Genomic DNA, 23,652 nt, shown 5'->3' on the forward strand with positions numbered 1-23,652 from the left:
AGCGAGCGACTTTGAGCCACGAAGAACATTTTGGGCCCCAGAGCCAGAGACAACCGATATGAACGATCGCAAGATCCCGGTGACCGAAGACGAGCTGCACGCCTATGTCGACGGCGAGCTGCCGGCCGAACGTCGCGCCGATGTCGAGGCCTGGCTTGCCGCCAACCCTGACGAGGCCGAGCGTGTGCAGTCGTGGCGCGCCATGGCCGAGATGCTGCACGCCCGCTACGATTCCGTCGCCCACGAGCCGGTGCCGGCACGACTGGAGCTTGAGCGGCTGGAGCGCCGCCCCCGGCAATGGCTCTATGGCGCCGCCGCGGCTGTGCTGGTTGCCTTCGTTGCCGGCGGCATGGCCGGGTGGGTGGCGCATGGCGCCGCCAACGCGCCCTCGACTTTCCAGAGCTTCACGGCCGACGCGCTCGACGCCCACCGCCTCTACGTCGTCGAGGTCCGCCACCCTGTCGAGGTCGGCGGCAACGAGCGTGACCACCTCCAGGCTTGGCTGACACGGCGCTGCGGCTGGACTGTGTTCGCTCCGAACCTGGAGGCGAGCGGGCTGAAGCTCGTCGGCGGCCGGCTCTTGCCGGGCCCGAACGGTCCGGCGTCGTTCCTGATGTATGAAGGCGCCTCGGGCGAGCGGTACACGATCTACGCCGCCAAGACCGAGAACGGCGCGACGCAGATGCGCTATGCCAAGACGGATAAGGACGGTGCGCTGTTCTGGGCCGAACGTGGGGTTGGCTACGTCGTCAGCGGCGGTACCGACCGTGACCGGCTGACCAAGGTGGCCCAGGCCGTGTACGACCAAGCCGAGAAGAACGGCAGGTAGACAACCCGAGCAAACGGGTGCCTCGATTCCGTCATTGAAAATTTGGAATCACGACATCGGCGCGTCTCATTATCGCACCGGATGATCACGCGAAAATGCGCAGCGTTCGATCCGCCGATCGACGCGGGCGGCCTCGATTGGGGTTTTTGGTACCGCGCTGGTCCCCCTCTCGAGGCCGCACCTTTTTGTCGGCTGCCCCGCCGGACAGCTGACACGTCTCAAACATCTGCGTCGAAGCGCGACTACGCTTCAGGCGTCTGTTGAGCATCATCCTTTCGGGAAGAGAATGCTCCGATCGTCGAGGCGGGCTCGGATAGCGCCCTATCGTTCGCGCATGACCTTTTCAGAAAACCGCTGCGCAGTTTTCCGGATCATGCGTTAGCCGAGTCCGCTCCGTGGATTGTAGGGGTGTTGGTCTCGCCACTTTTCCATCAATGCTTCAAGCTCAGCGTCGTTCCCGTCCGGTAGCATAATCCTGATTGTCACCAAGAGATCCCCGGTTCCACCCGCCTTCGGCAGTCCTTTGCCCTTGAGGCGGAAGGTCCGGCCGCTGGAGGTGTTTTTCGGCACAGAGAGCTCCACGGCGTTGCCGAGCGTGGGCACGCGGACCTTGGCGCCGAGCACCGCCTCGTACAGCGTGACCGGCAGATCGATGCGCAAGTCGGCGCCTTCGACCTTGAAGTAGGGGTGGGGCGCGATGTTGATGGTGATCAGGAGATCGCCGGGCGGATGGCCTTGCGCGCTTTCGCCCTGCCCCCGCAGCCGGATCTGCTGGCCTTCGGTGACGCCAGCCGGAATCTTGACATTAAGCTCCTTGCCCGTGGGCAGCCGGACGCGCTTGTCGCCGCCCTTGACCGCCTCTTCCAGCGAGACGGACATGGCAACGTTCACGTCGAGATCGAGCCCGATCCCGCCGGTGTCGAAGTCGAACTGGGCGGCCCCAGCCCCAGGGCGCGCGCCACGCATCCCGCCGCCGAACATGCTGTTGAGGATATCCTCGAACGCACCGCCGCCCGGGGCGCCACCCGCACCGCCGCTCCGGAATGTATAGCTCTCGAAACCGCCGGGCCCTGCGCGGCCGCGCGGCCCGCCGCCACCCGGAAAGCCCTGGAAGCGCGGCTTGCCCTCGGCGTCGATCTCGCCGCGGTCGAACTGCTTGCGCTTGTCCTCGTCGCCCAGAATCTCGTTGGCCGAATTGATCTCGGCGAAGCGCTCGGCAGCCTTCGGGTCACCCTTGTTGCTGTCGGGATGATGCTTCTTGGCAAGCTTGCGATAGGCGCTCTTGATGGCGGCAGCGTTGGCGCTCCGCGGCACCCCCAAGACCTCATAGGGGTCGCGCATCCGTCACGTCTCCTTCAAGAAATCGAATTGTTCAAAGGGCTCCCTGCCCCATCTGGCAGTCATGTGGGGAGAGAGTGGCATTTTTGCAACTAGGGGCGTGTGCCGACCCTAGATGATTCGAGCATGATCTTAGCGGAAGACCGGTTCCCACATTTCGCGAGCGCGGCCCTTCGGGTCCCGATCATGCTCAGCTCCGCCACGGCTTTAGCGTATGAATCTCCCAACGGCCACGGCTGCTTTGGCAGCCGGCGCCCTGGAGCCAGCTTTCGGTATTGCCGTTGACATAGCTCGCCAGAAAGTCGCGGCACTTGCGGCCGTCTTCGGCGGCATAGGATTGCGCGATCGGGGTGACCGAGCCGCGCGCGCCGGTCTCCGGGTTCTCCCAGTGCTGGCTCGAATCCTTGTCGCCCTTGCTGAGGACGTCCGAGGCGGCGTTGCGGGCGAAGGCGAGATCAGTCTCGGTCGGCGGGGTGTCCTTCGCTGGCCGCGCGATCGATCCAGTCAGGTCGCTGTCGTCCGCCTTGGCATAGGCGCTGCTGTCGTTGCGCGAAAAGCTGCAGCCGCCGGCACCAAGCCCGATCAGAAGCAGCGTCATGACGAAGCCAGACGGTCGGATCGTCGATAGGCCAACGCGTCGCCATGCCCTATATAGGGCGGTAGCGGACAACAGCGCGTTTTGGGCCGCGGGACGCAACTCGGACTCCAGACATGACCGACACGACCTCGATGAAACACCAGACACCCTTAACATCCGGTGATTTCACCACCGCCGACGAGCCATTTGCGTTGTTCGAGGCCTGGCTGAACGAGGCGATCAAGAGCGAGCCGAACGATCCGAACGCGATGGCGCTCGCGACCGTGGACGCGGACGGGCTTCCGGATGTGCGCATGGTGTTGATGAAGGGCTTCGATACCGAGGGTTTCGTCTTCTACAGCCACATCGCAAGCCAGAAGGGCCGCGAACTCGCCGCAAATCCTAAGGCAGCGTTACTTTTCCACTGGAAGTCGCTGCGCCGTCAGGTCCGCATCCGCGGCAACGTGACGCCGGTGACCGACGCCGAGGCCGATGCCTATTTCGCCACCCGCCCCAAGCAGGCGCAGATCGGCGCCTGGGCGAGCAAGCAGTCCGAGCCGCTGGAGAGCCGCTTCGCGTTCGAACAGGCCATCGCAAAAGTCGCGGCCAAATACGTCATCGGCGAGGTGCCGCGGCCGCCGGGCTGGAGCGGCTGGCGCATCGCGCCGATGCGGATCGAGTTTTGGCACGACCGCCCATTCCGCCTGCACGACCGCATCGAATTTCGCCGTGACGCAGCCGGCCGACCGTGGTCCAAGATGCGGATGTATCCTTGAGCCTTGTCTTCAGCTTTCCGACCTGAAAGATGTCCATGCCGCATTCATCCAATGTGCCGCGTCGTACGCTGCTCCTGACCGGAGCCAGCCGCGGCATCGGTCACGCCACCGTGATCCGGTTCTCCTCGGCCGGCTGGCGCGTCATCACCTGCTCACGGCATCCTTTCCCGGAAGACTGCCCGTGGGACGCAGGCCCCGAGGACCACATCCAAGTCGACCTCGGCGATCCCGAGGATACCGCGCGCGCGATCACCGAGATCCGGCGCCGGCTCGAGGGCGGCACGCTGCATGCGCTGGTCAACAACGCCGCGATCTCGCCGAAGGGCCCGGGTGGCGCGCGGCTCGGCTCGGTCGACACCGACCTCGATACCTGGACGCACGTCTTCAACGTCAACTTTTTCGCGCCGATCATGATGGCGCGTGGACTGATCGAAGAGCTGAAGGCGGCAAAGGGATCAGTCGTCAACGTCACCTCGATCGCGGGCTCGCGCGTCCATCCTTTCGCCGGCGCCGCCTACGCGACGTCCAAGGCCGCGCTCGCGTCTCTGACGCGCGAGATGGCTTCCGACTTCGGCCGCATCGGCGTGCGCGTCAACGCGATCGCGCCGGGTGAGATCGACACCTCGATTCTGTCACCCGGCACCGAGAAGATCGTCGAGCAGCAGATCCCGATGCACCGGCTCGGCACGCCTGACGAGGTTGCCAAGATCATCTACGTGCTGTGCACGGAGACCAGTTCCTACGTCAACGGCGCCGAGATCCACATCAACGGCGGCCAGCACGTGTGATTGCTTTTGCCAAGCTGCTTAGGGAAGCAAGGCGATCCAGACAACGCCGCCGCAAGACCTGGATCGCCCTTCCTTCCGTTCCTCAATCGAGTCGAATCCGACGCGACCTCTCGCGCGGCCGCGGAGCGGCCGCGTTGAATGCTGTCGAGCAGTCGTCGTCGTTCTCGCCGTCGAGCAGCGGAGCACCACAGTGCCGGCACATGCGTGCCGACAACGACGGCGCCTTGCCGCTCGTCACGACCTGTCGATAGTTCGCCAGATCGATGACGTTGCGGGGCGTCGTTATGTGTTTTTCAACCATGGCTGTTCCTCGCGGCTAACACGCTGCTTATCGCAGACAAGTTTCGCGCAAACGTTCAGCCCACCGCTCAAATTTTACCGGAGGAATTGGGGCACAGAGCACAGGTCACCGCACCGCCTCAATCCCGCTCTATTCTGCGACACGATCGACCATGTCTGTGCGACTGGCGTAAGGTCTCAGTAGGGATCTTTGCTTGAGCATGATCTATTCGGAAAACCGCCGCACAGTTTGCGCTAACGCGGCCCTCCGGGTCCGGATCATGCTCCTACAGCCACTTCTTCCACTTGAAGATCCAGTACGGGACGATCGCCGCGATCAACATCATCACCAGCGCCATCGGATAGCCGTGGACCCATTCGAGTTCCGGCATGATCTTGAAATTCATGCCGTAGATCGAGGCGATCAGCGTCGGCGGCATCAGGACGACGGCCATGACCGAGAACAGCTTGATGATGTTGTTCTGCTCGAGATTGACGACGCCGAGCATGGCGTCGAGCACGAAAGTGATCTTGTTGGAGAGATAGGATGCGTGATCGGTCAGCGAGGCCACGTCGCGCTGCATGGTCTTGAGCTGCTCGCGCATGTCCTTCGACCATTTCACGCCTTCGACCACTGCGGACAAGAAGGTCACGACGCGGCCGATCGACACCAGGCTCTCGCGAACCTTCGAGGTCAGATCGCCCTTGCGGCCGATCGAGATCAGGATCTGGGAATATCGCTTGGCCTGGCCGTGGCGCTCGCTCTCGGGCTCGAAGATGTCGTGCGAGACCTGGTCGATCTCGGCGCCGCAGCGCTCCAGAATGTCGGCGCAGCGGTCGATCACCGCGTCCAGGAGCTCCATCAGCACCATCTCGCCGGTGATCGCCGGCGTGCAGGAGCGGGCGAGCTTGGCCTCGACCAGGGCGAACGGCTTCGGCAAGTCATAGCGCACCGTCACCAGGCGGTGGTCGCCGAGAATGAAGGTCACTGCCGTGGTCCGGGGCATGTCGGTATCGGAGTGGCACATCAGCGTCGCGGTCATGTAGCGCGCGCCGTTCTCGATATAGAGCCGGCTGGAGATCTCGATCTCCTGCATGTCTTCGCGGGTCGGGATCGCGATGCCCGCCAGCCGCTCCACCGCCTTGTCCTCGGCCGCACTCGGGTTGACGAGGTCGATCCAGACCGCGCTCTCCGGCAGCGCAGTGAGATCCTCGATGACGGCCTTCTTGAGGGAGGCGTCGGAGGGAACAAACACCGAAAACATGACAACTCCAGAGAACCTGCGACAGAATGACAGCCACGCCCTTAGCGCGATTCTGACAAGTTCACGATGACAGTCGGATTAACGGAGCGTTGGTATGTGGGGCGGGGCCGTGGCTCAACTGTGGCACGGAATCGACAGTCCCGGCGGCCTTTGCCGCAAAACTCACACAGCACCGTAAAACTTGCGGCAGAAAAGCCACAGCTTGGCTCTTGCAGCGCGGGATAAGGGCTTCTGTGCTGGAATTGTGGCAGATTTCAACCATAATGGGATTAGCGGAGTCGAGGAATTTGGGCGCCAAGCTCAGGCCTTCCGCACGGTATTGTTTTGATTGGAACCAAACCATGTCGTCGCTGAAAGTTAAATTTGGGATTTTGGCCGTTGGCCTGATGCTGTCGGGCTGCATGCAGGCCACGCATTTCGAGGCGACGGACACCAAGGCCTTCAAACCGAAGGACAAGGAACTCCTCGCCAAGGTCAAATACGAGAACACCCCGGTTGCAGAGCCGTTCCGCCGCGCCATTGTCGAGTATCACCGTAAGGAATCGCCGGGCTCGATCGTGGTCGATTCCGACAATCACTACCTCTACTACGTGCTGGAGGGCGGCAAGGCGATCCGGTACGGCATCACCGTCGGTGAAGAAGCCATGGCTTGGTCGGGCATCGCCAAGGTCGGCAGCATGACCGAGTGGCCGGCCTGGCATCCGACCCCCGGCGAGATTTCGCGCCTGGGCGTGCCGACCTATGTCGCGCCGGGTCCTGACAATCCGATGGGCTCCCGCGCCATGTACCTCTATTCGGGCGGCAAGGACACGCTGTTCCGCATCCACGGCACCAACCAGCCGGAATATATCGGCGCCTCGATCTCGTCGGGCTGCATCCGCCTGACCAATGAGGATGCGATCGATCTCTACAACCGCGTCAAGGTCGGCACCATCGTCGTGGTCCTCGAGCCGAAGCATGGCGACTCGCCGTATAATTCGCGGCTGGCGCTCGGCAGCAGCCAAACGGGCCAGGCTGGCAGCTACTGATCGGCTTCGATCTCTGACATTCAAAAGCGCCGGTTTCACCGGCGTTTTTTTGTTGCCGGCTTGTGCGACCGGGCTTTGTTGCCAGCAGCCATCGGTTTGTCCGCGGGCGCACCGGATTTCTCCGCCCCGTCGCCCGCGTCCTCGTTCGCTTCGGGCTTGGCCGCGACCTCGCGCGGCGGCGCCTCCTCGGGACGTTCCGCCGGCAGCAGCGGGGCGACCTGCGGCAAGGGATCCCAGACGTTCCACTGGCAGATCCGATAGTCATTGCGCCGCTGCGCCAAATCGAGATGGATGTGGTCCTCGTGGTACCAGTCCGAGCCCGGGCCGAGCACGGTGGAAAAGCGCGCGCATACGGACTGCAGCACGCGCTCGCGCACCTCGCGCGACATGGTCCGGTCGGTGAGGCCGATCGACTGCCCGTTGGCGAGCTTGATCGCGCGGACGTCGAGCGCATTGGCCTTGCCGTGCTCGGACAGCATCGCGCCGACGACGCGGTTACGGCCGCGGCACTCGAAGCTGTCGAAATTGTCGAGGTCGCTGATGGCAGAGCCGAGGCTCGCGGCGAGCGGCGCCATGTCCTTGCGCACCCAATCGGCGACCGCCGACGCCATGGTGCAACGGAGGATCGCCGCCGGTTTGACCGCCACCTTCCGCTTGTCCGGCAGCACGATGGCCTCCAACCGCACCAGATCCTCGCCGCCGCAGGCGCCGGGGCCGCGGATATCCGGAATGGAGGGCGCGACCGCGATCTCCTCGGTCAGCGCTAGCCGGCAGGCCGAGACCTGCTTCTCGGGCGGCGGCGCAGCTTCGGCCGGCTTGTCGGCGCTTGGCTTGTCGGCAGAGGCCTTGTCTTCCGGCTCCGACGCCCCCTCGTCCGCTGCCTTGGGGGCCTCCTCAGGGCGGGGTCGCGGCAATGGAATCTTGGCGGGACGAGCGGCTGCGCGCGGCCGTGGCGTACCAAGGCCGAAGATATCCAGCGGCGCAGGATATTTCCGCGCCTCCGCCCTCTCGGCGAGCACAAGCGACAGCCCGATCGCAGCGGTAACCATTGCTGCGCCGGCGGACATATAGCCGCGACAAGACCATTTGCGGCGAAAGTCCGGCAGGCTAAAACTCATGACAATTCTTTGGCCCAACGCTGAGAGCGATAACGCGCCCAGCGACTTCTCGGAGGAACGTCAGAATGCTCGGTTTGATGCAAGATTGGCCCCTGCTCTGCCACCGGATCATCGAACACGCTGCCAGGATTCATGGCAAGCAAGAGGTGGTGACGCGCTCGGTCGAAGGACCGATCCATCGCACCAACTACGCCCAAATCCACAAGCGCGCGCTCAAGGTCTCGCAGATGCTGGAGCGCGACGGCATCAAGCTCGGTGACCGCGTCGCCACGATCGCCTGGAACACCTGGCGCCATCTCGAGGTGTGGTACGGCATCATGGGAATCGGCGCCATCTGCCATACCGTCAATCCTCGCCTTTTCCCCGAGCAGATCGCCTGGATCATCAACCATGCGCAGGACCGCATCGTGGTGACCGACATCACCTTCGTTCCGATCCTGGAGAAGATCGCCGACAAACTTCCCAGCGTGGAACGCTACGTCGTGCTCACCGACAACGCGCATATGCCGGAAACCACGCTGAAGAATGTGGTCGCCTACGAGGACTGGATTGCGCAGGCCGACGGCAAATTCAAATGGAAGGACTTTGACGAGAACACGGCAGCCGCGATGTGCTACACGTCGGGCACGACGGGCGACCCGAAGGGTGTGCTGTATTCGCATCGCTCCAACGTGCTGCACGCGCTGATGGCCAACAATGTCGACGCGCTCGGCACCAGCGCCTCCGAGACGATGCTGCCGGTCGTGCCGCTGTTCCACGCCAACAGCTGGGGCATCGCCTTCTCCGCGCCCTCGCAGGGCACCAAGCTGGTGATGCCCGGCGCCAAGCTCGACGGTGCCTCCGTCTACGAGCTGCTCTCGACCGAGAAGGTGACGCACACGGCGGGCGTGCCCACTGTGTGGCTGATGCTGCTCCAGCACATGAGCGCCAACAACCTGAAGCTGCCGGACCTGAAGATGGTGATCTGCGGCGGCTCGGCGATGCCGCGCTCGATGATCAAGGCCTTCCTCGACATGGGCTCGAACGTCCGCCACGCCTGGGGCATGACCGAGATGAGCCCGATCGGCAGCGTCGCGGCGCTGAAGCCGCCGTTCCAGAACGCGACCGGCGAGGCGCGGCTCGACGTGCTCCAGATGCAGGGCTACGCGCCATTTGGGGTGCAGATGAAGATCACCGACGATGCCGGCAAGGAACTGCCCTGGGACGGCAAGACCTTCGGCCGCCTCAAGGTCGCCGGCCCGGCCGTTGCCAAGGCCTATTACCGGGTCGACGCCAACATCCTCGACGAGGACGGCTTTTTCGACACCGGCGACGTCTCGACCATCGACGAGGACGGCTACATGCGCATCACCGACCGCTCTAAGGACGTGATCAAGTCCGGCGGCGAGTGGATCTCCTCGATCGAGCTCGAAAACCTCGCGGTCGGCCATCCGGCCGTGGCCGAAGCCGCAGTGATCGGCGTGTTCCACCCGAAATGGGACGAGCGGCCGCTCCTGATCGTGCAGCTCAAGCAGGGCCAGCAGGCCACGCGCGAGGACATCCTGAAGTTCATGGACGGCAAGATCGCCAAATGGTGGATGCCGGACGACGTCGCCTTCGTCGACGGCATCCCGCATACCGCGACGGGCAAGATCCTCAAGACGGCGTTGCGCGACCAGTTCAAGGATTACCGCTTCCCGAACGCGGCGGCGTAGGACATCAAGCGCGTCGGTCCGGGCGGCTCAAGGAGCCGACCCGGAATCTGGAGATTCCGGGTTCGATGCTCCGCATCGCCCCGGAATGACGGGCCGTAACAGTCCGGTCTCCCTTGAATTTGCCCCCGGGCCATGGTCTCAACGGCGCATCGTCGCGCCAGATCCGGCCGGCATCGCCTTCAAAACCCCGGCAGAGCTCACCCGATGGCCCGCAGGTTTTCAGCTCCCTATCAGTCGGAGCCCGTGTCCAGCCTCGCAAGCTGGGCGCGTAATCTGGCCGTGTTCGCGGTGGTGGCGGTGGTGGTCTCGATCATCATCGTCCGCTTCGACTTCCTGGAGATGAAGCCCGCGCTGATGGCCTTCTTCGGCGGGCTCGCGATCGCCGTCCTCTCGATCCTGTTCGGGCTCGCCGGCTTTGCCGCGATCTGGCAGAACGGCTCGCGCGGCATGGCGCGCATCCTGCTCGCTTTCCTGATCGACGGCGCGATCCTCGCCTATCCGGCCTATCTCGGCCTGCAATACCGCAAGCTGCCGGCGATCCACGACATCACCACCAACCCAATCGACCCGCCGCGCTTCGACGCGCTGGCGCCCGTACGCACCGGCGATGGCACCAACACCGCGGTCTATGCCGGCCTCTATTCGGCCGAGCAGCAGCGCCAGTTTTATCCCGACATCGAGCCGATCGAGCTGGAGATCCCCGTGGACCGCGCCTATGCGATCGCACGTCAGCTCGTCAATAAGCGCAAATGGCTCGTCATCGACGAGCGCGCGCCGCAGCCGCCGCGCCGTATCGGCCGCATCGAGGCAGTCGCGCGCACGCCGATCATGGGCTTCCGCGAGGACGTCTCGATACGGGTCGTGCCTGATGGCGATGATTCGCGTGTCGATATCCGCTCCGCCTCGCGTTATTTCGAGAGCGACCTTGGCAGTAACGCTGCCCGCGTCAAGAAATTCATTGATGATCTCAACACCGCCGCCGATGCCGATGCGCTCAAGCCGGTGAAGAAGACCCCGGTCGCGCCGCCAAAGGCGCCGGCGAAGACGGTGAAGAAGTGACGCGCTAGCGTCATCCTGGCGCGCCGGAAAGCGACGAACCCGGGATCTTGAGATTGTGGTGCGAAATACCCCGGGGTCGATGCTGCGCATCGCTCCGGATGACGAGGCCAGTCTAGCTCGCCATCCGGTACGTGCCGCCGATCACGGGATCGCCGTCCGTCGCAACCACGCCCCGCGCGACCAGGTCCTCCAGGTGCGCCAGCACGGAGTAGCCGGCGGCAGTCGTCAGCCTGGGGTCGATCCCGATATAGATCGCACGCACCATGGTCGCGATGTCGGTCTCGCCCTTGGCGAGGCGATGCAGGATCGAGGCCTCGCGCGCCTTGCGATGACGGATCAGGAAGCGCACGAAGCGCGGGCCGTCCGGAATCTCCGGGCCGTGGCCGGAGAAGTAGAGATCCTCCTCGCGGGACGCGAGACGGTCCAGCGAGTCCATATAGTCGATCATCGAGCCGTCGGGCGGCGCCACGATCGATGTCGACCATCCCATGACGTGATCGCCGACGAAGTTGAATTTCCGCTCGGGCCAGGCAAAGGCGAGATGGTTTGCGGTGTGGCCGGGCGTCGCCACCGCCTCGAGCCGCCAACCGGCGCCTTCGACGACGTCGCCATGGGCGATCCTGACATCAGGCGTGAAATCGCGATCGGCGCCAGATTCCGGATTGTGCTTCTCGCTCTCGAAGCGCGGGCGCGAGGCACGGTGCGGGCCTTCGGCATAAACGGGCGCGCTCGTTACCTGCTTGATCCGTGCGGTGTTGGGCGAGTGGTCGCGGTGGGTGTGGGTGACGAAGATATGGCTCACCGTCTCGCCGCGCACGGCCTCCAGCAGCGCCGCAGCATGCGCCTCGTCGTCCGGGCCGGGGTCGATGATGGCGACGTTGCCCTTGCCCACGATGTAGCTGACCGTGCCGGTAAAGGTGAACGGGCTCGGATTGTTACACAGCACGCGCCGCACGCCGGGGCGGACCTCCTCGACGATTCCGGGCGTCAGCGGAAAGTTGCGGTTGAACGGGACGTCGTCATTGTCGGACATGGGACTTCCTGTGCACTGCCGAACCCTCGCCGTCATAACCCCGCGAAGGTGGGGTATCCAGTACGCCGCGGCGTCTGTGGCGAAAGGCGCGGTCTCTGGAATACTGGTTTGCCCGCCCCAGTGCGCAACTGCGCACAAGGCGGGCGATGACAGCTGAGCAAGATAATAGCCACGGAAGACGTGGCTAGAAAAACGCCTGAATGCCCGTGATCGCGCGGCCGAGGATCAGGGCGTGGACGTCGTGGGTACCCTCGTAGGTGTTGACCGTCTCGAGGTTCTGGACGTGGCGCATCACGTGGTACTCGATCGAGATGCCGTTGCCGCCGTGCATGTCGCGGGCGGTGCGGGCGATGTCGAGCGCCTTGCCGCAATTGTTGCGCTTCATGATCGAGATCATCTCGGGCGCGAACTTGCCCTCGTCCATCAGGCGGCCGACGCGAAGCGAGCCCTGAAGGCCGAGCGCGATCTCGGTCTCCATGTCGGCGAGCTTCTTCTGCACCAGCTGGGTCGCGGCAAGCGGCTTGCCGAACTGCTTGCGGTCGAGCGTGTACTGGCGGGCGCGGTGCATGCAGTCTTCGGCGGCGCCTAGCGCACCCCAGGAGATGCCGTAACGGGCGCGGTTGAGACAGCCGAACGGGCCCTTCAGGCCGGAGACGTTGGGCAGCAGCGCGTCCTCGGGAACCACGACCCCGTCCATCACGACCTCGCCGGTAATTGAGGCGCGAAGCGACAGCTTGCCGCCGATCTTCGGCGCGGAGAGGCCCTTCATGCCCTTCTCCAGCACGAAGCCGCGGATCTGGTTGTCGTGCGCCGCCGACTTGGCCCACACCACGAATACATCGGCGATCGGCGCGTTCGAGATCCACATCTTGCTGCCGGTGAGGCGATAGCCGTCCGAAACCTTCTCGGCACGGGTCTTCATGCCGGCGGGGTCGGAGCCGGCGTCGGGCTCGGTCAGGCCGAAGCAGCCGACCCACTCGCCGCTGGCGAGCTTCGGCAGGTATTTCTTGCGCTGGTTCTCGTCGCCATAGGCGTAGATCGGGTACATCACCAGCGAGGACTGCACCGAGTTCATCGAGCGATAGCCGGAATCGACCCGCTCGATCTCGCGCGCGACGAGGCCATAGGCGACGTAGCTCGCATTGGCGCAGCCATATTCCTCCGGCAGGGTGATGCCGATCAGGCCGAGTTCACCCATTTCGTTGAAGATCTCGCGGTCCGTCTTCTCTTCGAGATAGGCCTCGGAGACGCGTGGCAGCAGCTTGTCCTGAGCATAGGCGCGCGCGGTGTCGCGCACCATGCGCTCGTCTTCGGTGAGTTGCTCGTCGAGCAGGAACGGATCGTCCCACTGGAAAGAAGCCGCAGCCGGCTTGTCCTTGGCCTGAGGGCGCGCGCTCATGAAACGTCCTTTCGCTTCTGGTTCCGTCATAAATTGCCGGACAAATTAAAGCGCCGCGGCAACAAGTGCAATTGCATCCTGGTTTCGATCGATGCGAGGCGAAGCGTCGTACCCGGAATCTCCTCGCTTCTACGACATCGAGATTCGGGATCTGGCGCTTTCAGCGCAATCCCGGAATGACACTGCGTGTCAGCTTTCGAGCTGCTCGTTGGCGACGATCTCGATGCCGAAGCCCGACAGGCCTTTGTAGTCGTGCACCGAGGACGTGAGGTGCCGGATCGAAGTGACGCCGAGATCGCGCAGGATCTGCGCGCCGACGCCGACCTCACGCCACTGGCGGTTGCGGTCGGCTTCCGTGGACGACTCGTCCGGCAGCGGCGCGACGGGCACACCGGCTGCGCCGTCGCGCAGGTAAACCAGCACGCCACGGCCGGATTTCTTGAAATGCTCGAGCACTGCCGCCATGCGCTTATGCCCCGTGAAAGTGTCCTTGACGATGTTCGGCTTGTGGAAGCGCGTCAGCACGTTCTTGCCGTCGCCAACGCCATTGTAGACGAAGGCGACGTGGGCGATGGAATCGAACGGCGAGCGGTAGGCATAGCCCTGCAAGGGTCCGATCGGGCTCTCGGTGACGAAGGTCGAGACCCGCTCGATCAGCTTCTCGCGCGCCTGGCGGTAGGCGATCATATCCGCGATGGTGACGTGCTTGAGCTTGTGCTCGGCGGCGAAGCGGGCGACTTGCTCACCCTTCATCACGCTGCCGTCGTCGTTCATGAGCTCGCTGATGACACCCACCGGCGGCAGGCCGGAGAGCTTGCAGAGGTCAACCGCGGCTTCAGTGTGGCCGGAGCGCAGCAGCACGCCGCCGTCCTTGGCAATCAGCGGGAAGATGTGGCCAGGCCGGGCGAAGTCGTTAGCGCCGACATTGGGATTGGCCAGCGCGCGACAGCACGAGGCACGTTCCTCGGCCGAGATGCCGGTGCCGCCATCGGGCTTGTAGTCGATCGAGACCGTGAACGCGGTGGTGTGCGCCGAATCGTTGTGGGCGACCATCGGATCGAGCCGCAGACGGCGCGCGTCCTCGGTGGTCACGGGCGCGCAGACGATGCCGGAGGTGTGGCGGATGATGAACGCCATCTTCTCGGCGGTGCAGAGCGAGGCGGCGACGATCAGATCGCCCTCGCCCTCGCGATCCTCATCATCGGTGACGACGACGAGCTCGCCTCGGGCAAAGGCCTGCAAGACTTCTTGAACGCTGTCGGGCATTTCCCAATCTCTATCGGTTATGGCCGGGAGGCTTAGCCGGACTTGGCCCGGGGCGCTAGTCTCCCCAGCGCAACCACATATGCCGGGCGGCAGGCCTGCCAGGGTAATTCAGGCTTGCAGCGAAGATATCAAGGATATAGGCCGCGAGCGCCGGAGAGGAAGGCCGGCCGGTCAGGGCAGCACTTCGCGCCGCTCGCCGAGCCGTTGATCGAGCTCGGCGCGCTTGTCGGCCAGAAGGCCGGCCTGGGCGGCTTCGATCACCGTGAACAGCTCGTGGGCGTCGCTGAGCCGGGTCACCGTGACATAGCTGGCGCCGGCCTCGTAGAGCTCGCCGACGTCAGCCAGGAGGTCGGCCGTGGCCACGATCAGGGCGGTGGGGTTGAGCGCGCGGACGTGGCGGACCAGCTTCTCGTTGGTGGCGCCTTTCAGCAGCGAATCCGGCACACTGAGGATGATGATCTCCGACTTGCCGATGCCGGCATGAAGGAGCGTGTCGACATTGCTGATGTCGCCATAGATCACGTGCAGCCCCCGCGAGAGCAGGGTCTGGTACACATTCGGGTTGAAATCGACCACCGTGATCTGCTCCAGCAGCACCGGAGCCTGCCGCTCGATCTCGGCTAGCAGCGCGCTCGCCGCACGAAAAAAGCCGAGAATGACGATGCGGCGGGCCTCGCCGTGCCCGCCCTCATGGGCCTCCTCGGCATGGCCACTGCCATAATCGAGGTCGCGCAGGCCAATCCGCTTCAGGGGCCCGATCATCCAGCGGGTGATCTCGTCACTGCGCGTCATCAGGAAGGTCGAGAGCACGGCCAGAACCACGAAGGCAAAGGAGGCCGCGTTCGCCGTCTCGGCTGCGATGTGGTGGTCGGCGATGCCGGTCTGGATCACCACCAGCGAGAACTCGGAGATCTGGGCGAGGTTGAGGGCCGGCAACAGGCTGGCGCGCAGCCCCTGTTTCATCAGATAAAGCGGGGTAAAGGTGGTGACGAGCCGGCTCACCACGGTAAACGCCGCGATCATCAAAGCGAGCCCGATCACGGAGAGGCCGGGCACGGGGATGGTCATGCCGAGTGCGACGAAGAACAGGGTGATGAAGAAGTCGCGAAGCGTGGTGACCTTGGCCGTGACGTCGAGCGCATAGGGAAAGGTCGAAAGCGAGACGCCGGCGATCAGGGCGCCCATCTCGCGCGACAGCGACAGCCGCTCCGCCATCTCGGCGACAAGAAAGCACCAGGCCAGCGCGCCGAGCAGGATCAGCTCGGGCCGCCGGGCGATCTGGTGAAACAGGCGCGGCAGCACATAGCGGCTGACCAACAGCGCGGCAGCGACCAGCACCGCGACGCGGCCGATCGAGAGCAGGATGACGCTGACTTGCAGATTAGCCAGGCTCGGCTGCACCGCCAGGAACAGGATGGCGAAGATATCCTGGAGCACCAGCACGCCGAGGGTGATGCGGCCCGGCAGCGTGTCGAGCTCGCGCTTCTCGTAGAGCACCTTGACGATGATGACGGTGCTCGACAACGCGCAAGCGACGCAGAGATAGACCGCATCGAAATGCCCGCCGCCGAGGGACAAGCCAATGCCGACGAAGAACAGAACCCCGAGCAGGCAGCCCCCGAGCAGCTGGCCGCCTGCCGCGAACAGGATCACCTTTCCCGCCCGCACGATCTTCTTCAGGTCGATCTCCAGCCCGATCATGAACAGCATGAAGATCAGGCCGAGCTCCGAGATGACGCTGATCGATTCCTGCGATTTGACCCAGCCGGCGCCGAATGGACCTATGCAGAAGCCGGCGATAAGGTAGGCCAGGATCAGGGGCTGCCGGGAGAAATGGGCGAGCAGGCCCAGCATCCAGGCAAACAGAATACAGAGAGTGATGTCGCGAATGAGCTCGTGCATGCCAAATTGGTCCGTTTTGCCGCACCCTAGAGATGGGTCGCGGTGCGGCAAGCGAGCAATTCGTCACATGCGCGAAGGGCTCTTCGCAGCAATGCTGCTATGCCCCCTCGCCTATGCCGTGCCCGCCGCCGCGCAATCGAAAATCAGTATCGAACAAAGCTTTGCCGATTCGCTCACCGCGCTGCCGAAGGACGAACTCGCCGTATCCGGCGGGTTCTACGTGCCCGCCTATTCCAGCGTCGCGATGAGCCAGGGCAAGCTGCGTGTCGACTTCTCGGTGACGCTGAGCGTGCACAACGCCTCCGAGACCCAGCCGCTGGTGGTCAAACGCATCGCCTATTTCGACACCGCAGGCAAGCAGGTCGAGAGCTATCTGAAGGCGCCGGTCGCCTTGAGACCGCTCGCCACCGTCTCGATCTTCATTCCGACCGACGACGTACGCGGCGGGACCGGAGCCAATTTTCTCGTCGACTGGGCCGCAACAAGCGAGATCGCCGAGCCCGTGGTCGAAGCCTTGATGGTTGGCGGCGTCGCCAATGCGCATTACGCTTTCATCAGCCAGGGACGTCCGACCCGGAGGGCCGGCAAGAAGTAAGACAGGCCGGTGCAACGCCGGCCGCCCAACAAGAACAAGACGAGGAACGCCCATGACGTCCAGCTTCGACTTCGCACCCCTGTTTCCCGCGGGGCTGCCTGCCCCCTCCGCGCGCTGGACGGGCCTTGCCAAATACAGCTTCGTCGGCGGCAACAACGACTCCGAACAGCTGCCGCTCGAGGGCCTGATCGAGGCGACAAACCTGGCGCTACAGCGTGAGGGCCGCTCGCTCGCCACCTATGGGCTGGCGCATGGACCTCAAGGGTATTTGCCCTTGCGCGAATTCCTGGTGACAAAGCTCAAGCGCGATGCCGGTATCACCTGCACGGTCGACGACCTCCTGATCGTCTCCGGCTCGCTTCAGGCGCTCGATCTCGTCAACGCCGCGCTGCTAGCGCGCGGCGACACCGTCATTTTCGAGCAGGAGAGCTATCAGGGTTCGCTGACTCGCCTGGCGCGGCTCGGCGTCAACGTGGTGGGCATCCCCCTCGACAAGGACGGCATGCGCATGGACGTGCTGGCCTCCACGCTCGCCGATCTGAAGAACCGCGGCATCCGGCCGAAATACATCTACACGATTCCGACCGTGCAGAACCCGACCGGCAGTATCATGCCGGAGAGCCGACGCGCCGAGCTGCTGCGCCTGTCATCCGAATACGGCGTGCCGATCTTCGAAGACGATTGCTATGCCGACCTCGTCTGGTCCGGGCAGCGGCCGCCGGCGATCCATGCCATGAGCCGAAACGGCGGCGTGATCCATATCGGCTCGTTCTCGAAATCGATCGCGCCGGCGCTGCGCGTCGGCTTCGTCGTAGCGCCCTGGGATGTGATGTCGCGGATGCTGGCGCTGAAGACCGATGCCGGCTCGGGCGCGCTGGAGCAGATGGTGCTCGCGACCTATTGCAAGCCGCATTTCGCGAGCCATGTGCCGGCACTGACGAAAGCGTTGCGCACCAAGCTCGATACGTTGATGGAGGCCCTCAACGAGCAGTTCGGGACGGCGGCCGAGTTCGAGGAGCCCAAGGGCGGCATCTTCCTCTGGGTGAAACTGCCCGACCAGGTCGATACGCTCAAACTGTATCAAGCCGCGCTTGCCGCCGGCGTCTCGATCAATCCGGGGCCGGAATGGTCGACCAACAAGAACCATTCCAGCTCGCGACTGAGGCTCTGCTTTGCGAGCCCCACGCATCAGCAGATCCGTGAGGGCGTCGCCGTACTGGCCGAGGTTTGCCGCAAGGAATTTGGCGTACCGGCCCGCAGTGCCAACGTCGAGAAGAGGGCCTGATACCGAGCCACCTGGGGCTGGCTGCCGCGGATGCGGAGGCTAGCCGCAGCAAGAGGCAGCAAGAGGAAGACCGAGACGTTGCCCTTACCGGCCTCGATCTGGGCGACGTAGCGCTCGAAAATCCCTTCGCCCCGCAAGATTGACGACTTGATTCAGCATTGGTCTATCCACGTTCGCCTTCGGAAAGTGCATGCTACCCGGAAACGGCCGGCCTCATTGACCCGGATCCGATTCGCGCGCGATCGGCAGCCAGCGTGGGCGGCCGTGAGGGATGCTCTTCTTTGGAATTCTACGAGGCGGAGGGCTTGCCAGGACATGACGCGTTGCTTGAGCCGCTGGATCGCGGCTGCGCTGCCGTGGGTCGCACTCGTGTCCGCGGCGCGTGCCGAGACGCTTGCGGTAAGGGTCGAACAATGGGGCCTGCTCGGCTCTTGGGCCGTCGACTGCGCGGCTCGGCCCGACCGCGACAAGGGCGCGCTATTGACTTACGAGATCAGGAAGGACGGCCGGGTGATGTACCGGCGCAACTTCGGCGAAGCCAAGGACGAGAGCGAGGTCGTCTCCGCCACGGTCGATGCCGAAGGCCTGCTCGGTGTGATGATGTTCTTCCCCTCGCTCCATCAGACGCGCGAATTCGGACTCCTCTTGCAGAAGGATGGCAGCCTGCGCGCGACCTACAATCGCAGCGAGCGCGGCGAGTACACGATCAGAGACGGCAAATACGTCGCGACCGGCGCGCCAACACCGGCACAGCAACGCTGCGATTAACAGGCGTTCAGAATTCTCCCGCCGTTCCTCCGGAACGTTCGCGTGCATGCACGGTTTAGATGTGCATTCGATTGGAGGAGGACATCATGAAGAAGCTTGGTTATGTGGTTGCAGCTCTCGGCGCGATCGTGATCGCAGCGCCGACGCTGGCGAGCGCCGAGACGGTGGTGATCAAGCGCGGTCATCATCATCACGGCCCGTACGCTGCCCACGCCGAATACGGCATGCATCGTGACCATGGCTGGCATCGCGGCTGGCACCATCGCGGCGACAAGGTCGTCGTCATCAAGCGCAGTCATCGCCACCATCACTGGGACTAAAGCGCAACGCAGCATGGAGATGGCCCCTGGCGGGGCCATTTTCTGCGCGTTCGAAAGCACTCCAGGGCTAATCCCACGCCGGCGCGAAGCCGGGATTGACGCAGCGCCTGTCCTTCGGCAGTGCGGCGATCTTGTCGCGGTCGGCATCATCGAGCGTGATCTTCAGGGCATCGAGATTGGCCTGCTGGCTCTCGCGCCGCGACGCCTTCGGGATCGCCACGACGCCGTCTTGATCGAGCAACCATTTCAGCGCCACTTGAGCCGCGGTCGCGTTGTGCTTAACGCCGATCTCGCTCAGCACCGGATCCATTGCGAAGCGCCCCTGCGCCAGCGGGCAATAGGCGACCAGCGGGATGCTCCTGGCATTGAGATAGGTCAGCACCTTCGATTGATCGAGCATGGCGTGATATTCGACCTGGTTGCAGGCGATTGGCGCCTTGATGTCCTCGACGGCAATCTTGAGCAGCGCGGTGGTAAAGTTCGCAACGCCGATCGCCCGCGTCCGCCCCTCCTCCTTGAGCTTCATCAGGGTCTCGAACACCGCGCCCCAATTGGCGAATTTCGACGGCCAGTGCACGAGATAGAGGTCGACATGGTCGAGCCTGAGCTTCTTCAGGCTGGCGTCGAAAGCGCGACGGATCGCCTCCGGTACCAGATTCTCGTGCCAGACTTTTGTGGTGACGTGCAGTTCGCCGCGCGGCAGGCGGGAAGCGGCGATGGCCGAACCGATCGACTCCTCATTGGCGTACATCTCGGCGGTGTCGATGTGGCGATAGCCAATCGACAGCGCGCTCTCGACCGCGGCGCGGCAGGCATCGCCCTGCATGCGGAAGGTGCCGAGGCCGAGCTTGGGCATGCTGATGCCCTGTGTCTGCAGATGGTGCATGAAACAGACTCCTGACGTAGTTCATCGCGCCAGACGCGCGATGACAGACTCTTCGCTGATGGAAAGGAAGTGGCGGGAGTAGCGACCATAGCGCGGGAGACGCCGGGCGGCCAATCAAGATCGAGTTAATGGCCTACGAATGCTGCGCCACGACGGCCGGTCGTGGCTGCTGCTGCGGCTGGATATCGACTGACCAGAGATCGCGATTCTCGACGTCCTTCAAGGTCACTCTCATCACACCGCTGCGGCCGTCGATGTCGACCCGGCCGAAGAACTGCAAGCCGAAGCACGGCGCCAGATTCTCGCCCTGCGCAGCGCTACAGCCGTGCTGGTACATTGCGACCGGACCAAAGGTGTCATCGAGTTCGCCCGGGCCCCAGGTGCCGGCATGCAGCGGGCCGGAGACGAACTCCCAGAACGGATCGAAGTCCTGGAATTGCGCCTTGTTAGGATCGTAGTAGTGCGCGGCGGTGTAGTGCATATCGGCAGTGAGCCAGACGATGTTGCGGATTCCGGCGCGCTTGATGAACGCCAGCAGATTGGCGATCTCGTGCTCACGCCGGTCGGGCGGCCCACTGCCGAGCGCAACGGCGTCCAGGCTGATCAGGCCGATCGGCAAATCGGCCGCAATCACCTTCCAGATCGCGCGTGAGGCAGCGAGCTCGCGCTTCAACCAGGCGAGCTGCTCGGTGCCGAGGATCCAGCCGCGATGGTCGCTTCCCTTATTCCAGGTGCCATCGCGATAACTCCGCATGTCGATCATGAAAACGTCGAGCAGCGGGCCGTAAGCGATCTTGCGACAGACCCGACCCTGCCGCGCGCCAACGTCGCGGATCGGCATGAAATCGAAGAACGCGCGGCGGGCGCGCGCGACCAAGAGCGGCGTGCCGTCGTGCTCGTAACCGGCGGCGTCGTAGCTGCCGGTCGGCGACCAGTCGTTGGTGACCTCGTGATCGTCCCACTGCGCGAACATCGGCACCTCGGCATGGAAGGCGCGAAAGTGTTCGTCGAGGTGGTTGTATTTGTAATTGCCGCGGAACTGCGCCAGCGTGTGCGCGACCTCGGATTTTTCCTCGGTGACGATGTTGCGCCAAATTTCGCCGTTCGGCAGGTTTTGTTCGGCAGGAATGGTGCAGTCCGCATAGATGTGGTCGCCGGAGTGGATGAAGAAATCCGGGCGGTTGTCGAGCATGGTGCGATAGCTGCGATATCCGCCACGCGAGACGTCGATGCCCCAGCCCTGCCCCGCGGTGTCGCCGGACCACAGGAACGAGATCGACTGGCCCGCGGCCGGCGCGGTGCGAAAATGGCCGACGCGGCTTTCGCCGGCAATCCCGGTCGCGATGTCGTCGAAGCGGACGCGATAGAAGATGTCCTGCCCGGGAGGCAGATCCTTCAGCAGCAGTTTTGAGGTGAAATCGGCCTCGGGCAGCGCATCGCCGGAGGCCAACGCGACGATCGCCTTGAAGCTCTCGAGGGTCGAGCACTCCACCTGCATCCGCGCCGCTCGGTCGGCGCGCGCCCAGATCACGGCGGAGCCGCCAGAGACATCGCCGGACTGGATGCCGCTCGTGATCTGCGGACGGTCGGCAGCGCGACTGAGATGCGGCTTTGCGAGCGTCCCAAGCGAGGCGACGGCGAGACTGGAGGTTGAATGGACCAAAAATTGCCGCCGGGTCCAGGCCCGCGCGGCGCGGAGCGTTGCCATTCAGGAAACCTTCGTCGAATCGCAACGAAAGGTGCCTGCGCTCCTTGACTCTATCCTGACGGTTTCTTGACTTCGCGCCTACGATTTTGCGACGCGCGCATGACGGTTTCGACTGGCAAGCGTAACCACGGTGCAGATGCGCTTCCTCGCCCGCTTGCGGAGGCGAGGTGAAGAGGCAGCAGCGCTGCGGCTAACGCTTCCAGTTGCAGATGCCGCCGGAGCGGCACGGCCAGGTCTGGATGCGCGTGTCCCTTGCCTGCGCGTCCAGCGGATTGCCGTGGCGATGTGAGAGTTTGGTGCGCGCCGTACCGCGCGGCTGGGCGCTCCGGGCATGCCCGACCTTGGGCTCGGCCACGTGCACGCGTTCGGCGGCAACCTTCTTCGGCACGTCCATCGGCTCGGCGCGCGCCTGCGCCTCGTTGCCGCCGCGTGCCTCCAAAGCGACCGGCGCGAACTGCGTCTCCGGGCCAAGCCGCTTCGGCGACAGTACGGCCTTGGACAGATCGAGACCCAGATATTCGTCAGGCTTGTAGCCGTCAGCATGCGCGAGGTCCGCCCCTGCGAGCACGAGCGCCACGGCAATTGCAAAGGGAACGCTTTTCAGGACCACGAGCACCTCCTGAAATTGATGAAGGGGTAATTTAGCCCTATTTAGGAGGCGCCACGCGCAATTCCAGCGGCCAATTGCCGCCGTGGTTAAGAAGTTTGGCGGAGTCAGGCGACTTTTCGCGTCGTCTCCGTCCCATCCAGGAACCCCATCAGGCGGCTGCGGATGATGGTTTCCGCCTCACTCATGATGCGGTCGACGAGCTCCTTGCAGGAGGGAATGTCGTGGATGAGGCCTGCGACCATGCCGCAGCTCCAGGCGCCCGCGTCCATCTGACCATCCAGCATGATCCTGGGATAGACACCCGCGACCTGGTCGTGAATGTCGTCGATGGTGAGCTTGGTGCCCTTCTCGCGCTCGATCTCGAGCAGGCGATCGACATTGGCGTTCTTCAGGACGCGCTCGGTATTGCGCAGCGCCCGCATGATCAGGCGGGTGTCGAGTTCGGTGGCGGCGACCAGCGCGTTCTTGACGTTCTGATGCACCGGCGCTTCCTTGGTGGCGATGAAGCGCGTGCCCATGTTCATGCCGGCTGCGCCGAGTGATAACGCCGCGACCAGGCTGCGCCCGTCGGCCATGCCGCCAGAGGCGACGAAGGGAATCTTCAACTCTTCCGCCGCGCGCGGCAGCAGGATCATGTTGGGAATGTCGTCCTCGCCGGGATGGCCGCCGCATTCAAAGCCGTCGACGCTGACGGCGTCGCAGCCGATCCGCTCCGCCTTCAGGGAGTGGCGCACCGAGGTGCATTTGTGGATGACCTTGATGCCGGCCGCCTTCAGCGCCGGCATGTATGCTTCCGGGCTGCGGCCCGCGGTCTCCACTGCTTTGATGCCACCTTCGACGATGGCCGCGATGTATTCCGGATAAGGCGGCGCCGAGAAGGTCGGCAGGAAGGTGAGATTCACACCGAACGGCTTGTCCGTCATGTCGCGGCAGCGCGCGATCTCCTTGGCCAGCAGCTCGGGCGTCTTCTGCGTGAGCCCGGTGATGATGCCGAGCCCGCCGGCATTGGAGACGGCGGCGGCCAGCTCGGCAAAGCCGACGAAATGCATGCCGCCCTGGATGATCGGGTGCTCGATGCCGAACAGTTCGGTGATCGCGGTCTTCACGTCAGTTTCCTCCCAGGGCTTTG

General features: G+C 64.1%; 23 protein-coding genes. 10 read left to right on the top strand and 13 right to left on the bottom strand.

Annotated elements, in window-relative coordinates; all coding sequences use genetic code 11:
* Positions 1-58 precede the first annotated feature (58 nt).
* The gene (locus IVA96_RS01905) at positions 59-829 is read left to right on the top strand and encodes an anti-sigma factor (RefSeq protein ID WP_247415171.1); all 771 of its coding nucleotides are present in this window, start codon (positions 59-61) and stop codon (positions 827-829) included.
* A 378-nt stretch (positions 830-1,207) separates the two neighbouring features.
* Here the strand turns inward: IVA96_RS01905 and IVA96_RS01910 are convergent, their stop codons facing one another.
* Entirely contained in the window at positions 1,208-2,170 is a 963-nt protein-coding gene (locus tag IVA96_RS01910) for a J domain-containing protein (RefSeq protein ID WP_247415173.1), read from the bottom strand.
* 187 nt (positions 2,171-2,357) lie between these two features.
* Positions 2,358-2,765 carry an RT0821/Lpp0805 family surface protein gene (locus IVA96_RS01915; protein WP_247415175.1) on the bottom strand — a complete coding sequence of 136 codons (408 nt, stop codon included), beginning with the start codon at positions 2,763-2,765 and terminating at the stop codon, positions 2,358-2,360.
* Positions 2,766-2,878: 113 nt separating this feature from the next.
* On the opposite strand from IVA96_RS01915, the gene pdxH reads away from it, so the two are divergent.
* Together pdxH and IVA96_RS01925 are read left to right on the top strand one after the other, a co-directional pair.
* Positions 2,879-3,520 carry a pyridoxamine 5'-phosphate oxidase gene (gene pdxH, locus IVA96_RS01920; protein WP_247279176.1) on the top strand — a complete coding sequence of 214 codons (642 nt, stop codon included), beginning with the start codon at positions 2,879-2,881 and terminating at the stop codon, positions 3,518-3,520.
* Between the two features lie 35 nt (positions 3,521-3,555).
* Positions 3,556-4,308 carry an SDR family oxidoreductase gene (locus IVA96_RS01925; RefSeq protein ID WP_247415177.1) on the top strand — a complete coding sequence of 251 codons (753 nt, stop codon included), beginning with the start codon at positions 3,556-3,558 and terminating at the stop codon, positions 4,306-4,308.
* An 82-nt stretch (positions 4,309-4,390) separates the two neighbouring features.
* Here the strand turns inward: IVA96_RS01925 and IVA96_RS01930 are convergent, their stop codons facing one another.
* A complete protein-coding gene (locus tag IVA96_RS01930; protein WP_247279174.1) occupies positions 4,391-4,609 on the bottom strand; it encodes a hypothetical protein in 219 nt (72 codons plus the stop codon).
* Between the two features lie 265 nt (positions 4,610-4,874).
* A complete protein-coding gene (locus IVA96_RS01935) occupies positions 4,875-5,852 on the bottom strand; it encodes a magnesium transporter CorA family protein (protein WP_247415180.1) in 978 nt (325 codons plus the stop codon).
* Between the two features lie 341 nt (positions 5,853-6,193).
* Between IVA96_RS01935 and IVA96_RS01940 the strand changes: the two genes are divergently transcribed.
* Positions 6,194-6,880 carry a L,D-transpeptidase gene (locus IVA96_RS01940; RefSeq protein WP_247279172.1) on the top strand — a complete coding sequence of 229 codons (687 nt, stop codon included), beginning with the start codon at positions 6,194-6,196 and terminating at the stop codon, positions 6,878-6,880.
* A gap of 35 nt (positions 6,881-6,915) precedes the next feature.
* On the opposite strand, the gene IVA96_RS01945 is transcribed toward IVA96_RS01940, so the two are convergent.
* Complete coding sequence (locus tag IVA96_RS01945) at positions 6,916-7,998, bottom strand: extensin family protein (RefSeq protein WP_247415182.1); 1,083 nt, start codon at positions 7,996-7,998, stop codon at positions 6,916-6,918.
* Between the two features lie 65 nt (positions 7,999-8,063).
* Between IVA96_RS01945 and IVA96_RS01950 the strand changes: the two genes are divergently transcribed.
* Both IVA96_RS01950 and IVA96_RS01955 read left to right on the top strand, forming a co-directional pair.
* Positions 8,064-9,692 (top strand): fatty-acid--CoA ligase, encoded by a 1,629-nt coding sequence (locus tag IVA96_RS01950; RefSeq protein ID WP_247415184.1) that lies wholly within the window; start codon positions 8,064-8,066, stop codon positions 9,690-9,692.
* A gap of 204 nt (positions 9,693-9,896) precedes the next feature.
* A complete protein-coding gene (locus IVA96_RS01955; RefSeq protein WP_247415186.1) occupies positions 9,897-10,751 on the top strand; it encodes a DUF1499 domain-containing protein in 855 nt (284 codons plus the stop codon).
* A gap of 112 nt (positions 10,752-10,863) precedes the next feature.
* On the opposite strand, the gene IVA96_RS01960 is transcribed toward IVA96_RS01955, so the two are convergent.
* The 4 genes from IVA96_RS01960 to IVA96_RS01975 form a co-directional block, all read right to left on the bottom strand.
* Complete coding sequence (locus IVA96_RS01960; RefSeq protein ID WP_247415188.1) at positions 10,864-11,784, bottom strand: MBL fold metallo-hydrolase; 921 nt, start codon at positions 11,782-11,784, stop codon at positions 10,864-10,866.
* Positions 11,785-11,968: 184 nt separating this feature from the next.
* Complete coding sequence (locus IVA96_RS01965) at positions 11,969-13,183, bottom strand: acyl-CoA dehydrogenase (RefSeq protein WP_247279166.1); 1,215 nt, start codon at positions 13,181-13,183, stop codon at positions 11,969-11,971.
* A gap of 189 nt (positions 13,184-13,372) precedes the next feature.
* Entirely contained in the window at positions 13,373-14,449 is a 1,077-nt protein-coding gene (ribB, locus tag IVA96_RS01970) for a 3,4-dihydroxy-2-butanone-4-phosphate synthase (protein ID WP_024340298.1), read from the bottom strand.
* A 171-nt stretch (positions 14,450-14,620) separates the two neighbouring features.
* A complete protein-coding gene (locus tag IVA96_RS01975) occupies positions 14,621-16,351 on the bottom strand; it encodes a cation:proton antiporter (protein WP_247415190.1) in 1,731 nt (576 codons plus the stop codon).
* A gap of 67 nt (positions 16,352-16,418) precedes the next feature.
* On the opposite strand from IVA96_RS01975, the gene IVA96_RS01980 reads away from it, so the two are divergent.
* The 4 genes from IVA96_RS01980 (at position 16,419) to IVA96_RS01995 (ending at position 19,319) form a co-directional block, all read left to right on the top strand.
* Positions 16,419-16,946: a DUF3124 domain-containing protein gene (locus IVA96_RS01980; RefSeq protein ID WP_247415192.1), complete on the top strand. Its 528-nt coding sequence runs from the start codon at positions 16,419-16,421 to the stop codon at positions 16,944-16,946.
* A 52-nt stretch (positions 16,947-16,998) separates the two neighbouring features.
* A complete protein-coding gene (locus IVA96_RS01985) occupies positions 16,999-18,231 on the top strand; it encodes a PLP-dependent aminotransferase family protein (protein WP_247415194.1) in 1,233 nt (410 codons plus the stop codon).
* Positions 18,232-18,546: 315 nt separating this feature from the next.
* A complete protein-coding gene (locus IVA96_RS01990; protein ID WP_247279162.1) occupies positions 18,547-18,999 on the top strand; it encodes a hypothetical protein in 453 nt (150 codons plus the stop codon).
* 86 nt (positions 19,000-19,085) lie between these two features.
* On the top strand, positions 19,086-19,319 hold the full coding sequence (locus tag IVA96_RS01995) for a hypothetical protein (protein WP_247279161.1): 234 nt from the start codon (positions 19,086-19,088) through the stop codon (positions 19,317-19,319).
* A 67-nt stretch (positions 19,320-19,386) separates the two neighbouring features.
* Here the strand turns inward: IVA96_RS01995 and IVA96_RS02000 are convergent, their stop codons facing one another.
* The 4 genes from IVA96_RS02000 to IVA96_RS02015 all read right to left on the bottom strand — a co-directional run bounded on the left by IVA96_RS02000 (position 19,387) and on the right by IVA96_RS02015 (position 23,629).
* Positions 19,387-20,205, bottom strand: a complete 819-nt coding sequence (locus IVA96_RS02000; protein WP_247279160.1) for an aldo/keto reductase — start codon at positions 20,203-20,205, stop codon at positions 19,387-19,389.
* A gap of 133 nt (positions 20,206-20,338) precedes the next feature.
* Positions 20,339-21,913, bottom strand: a complete 1,575-nt coding sequence (locus IVA96_RS02005) for an alkaline phosphatase D family protein (RefSeq protein WP_247279159.1) — start codon at positions 21,911-21,913, stop codon at positions 20,339-20,341.
* Positions 21,914-22,103: 190 nt separating this feature from the next.
* Positions 22,104-22,523: a hypothetical protein gene (locus IVA96_RS02010; protein ID WP_247279158.1), complete on the bottom strand. Its 420-nt coding sequence runs from the start codon at positions 22,521-22,523 to the stop codon at positions 22,104-22,106.
* Positions 22,524-22,627: 104 nt separating this feature from the next.
* On the bottom strand, positions 22,628-23,629 hold the full coding sequence (locus IVA96_RS02015; RefSeq protein WP_247279157.1) for a nitronate monooxygenase family protein: 1,002 nt from the start codon (positions 23,627-23,629) through the stop codon (positions 22,628-22,630).
* Between the last annotated feature and the right edge of the window lie 23 nt (positions 23,630-23,652).

This window comes from Bradyrhizobium sp. 159 (assembly GCF_023073795.1).
GTDB lineage: Bacteria > Pseudomonadota > Alphaproteobacteria > Rhizobiales > Xanthobacteraceae > Bradyrhizobium.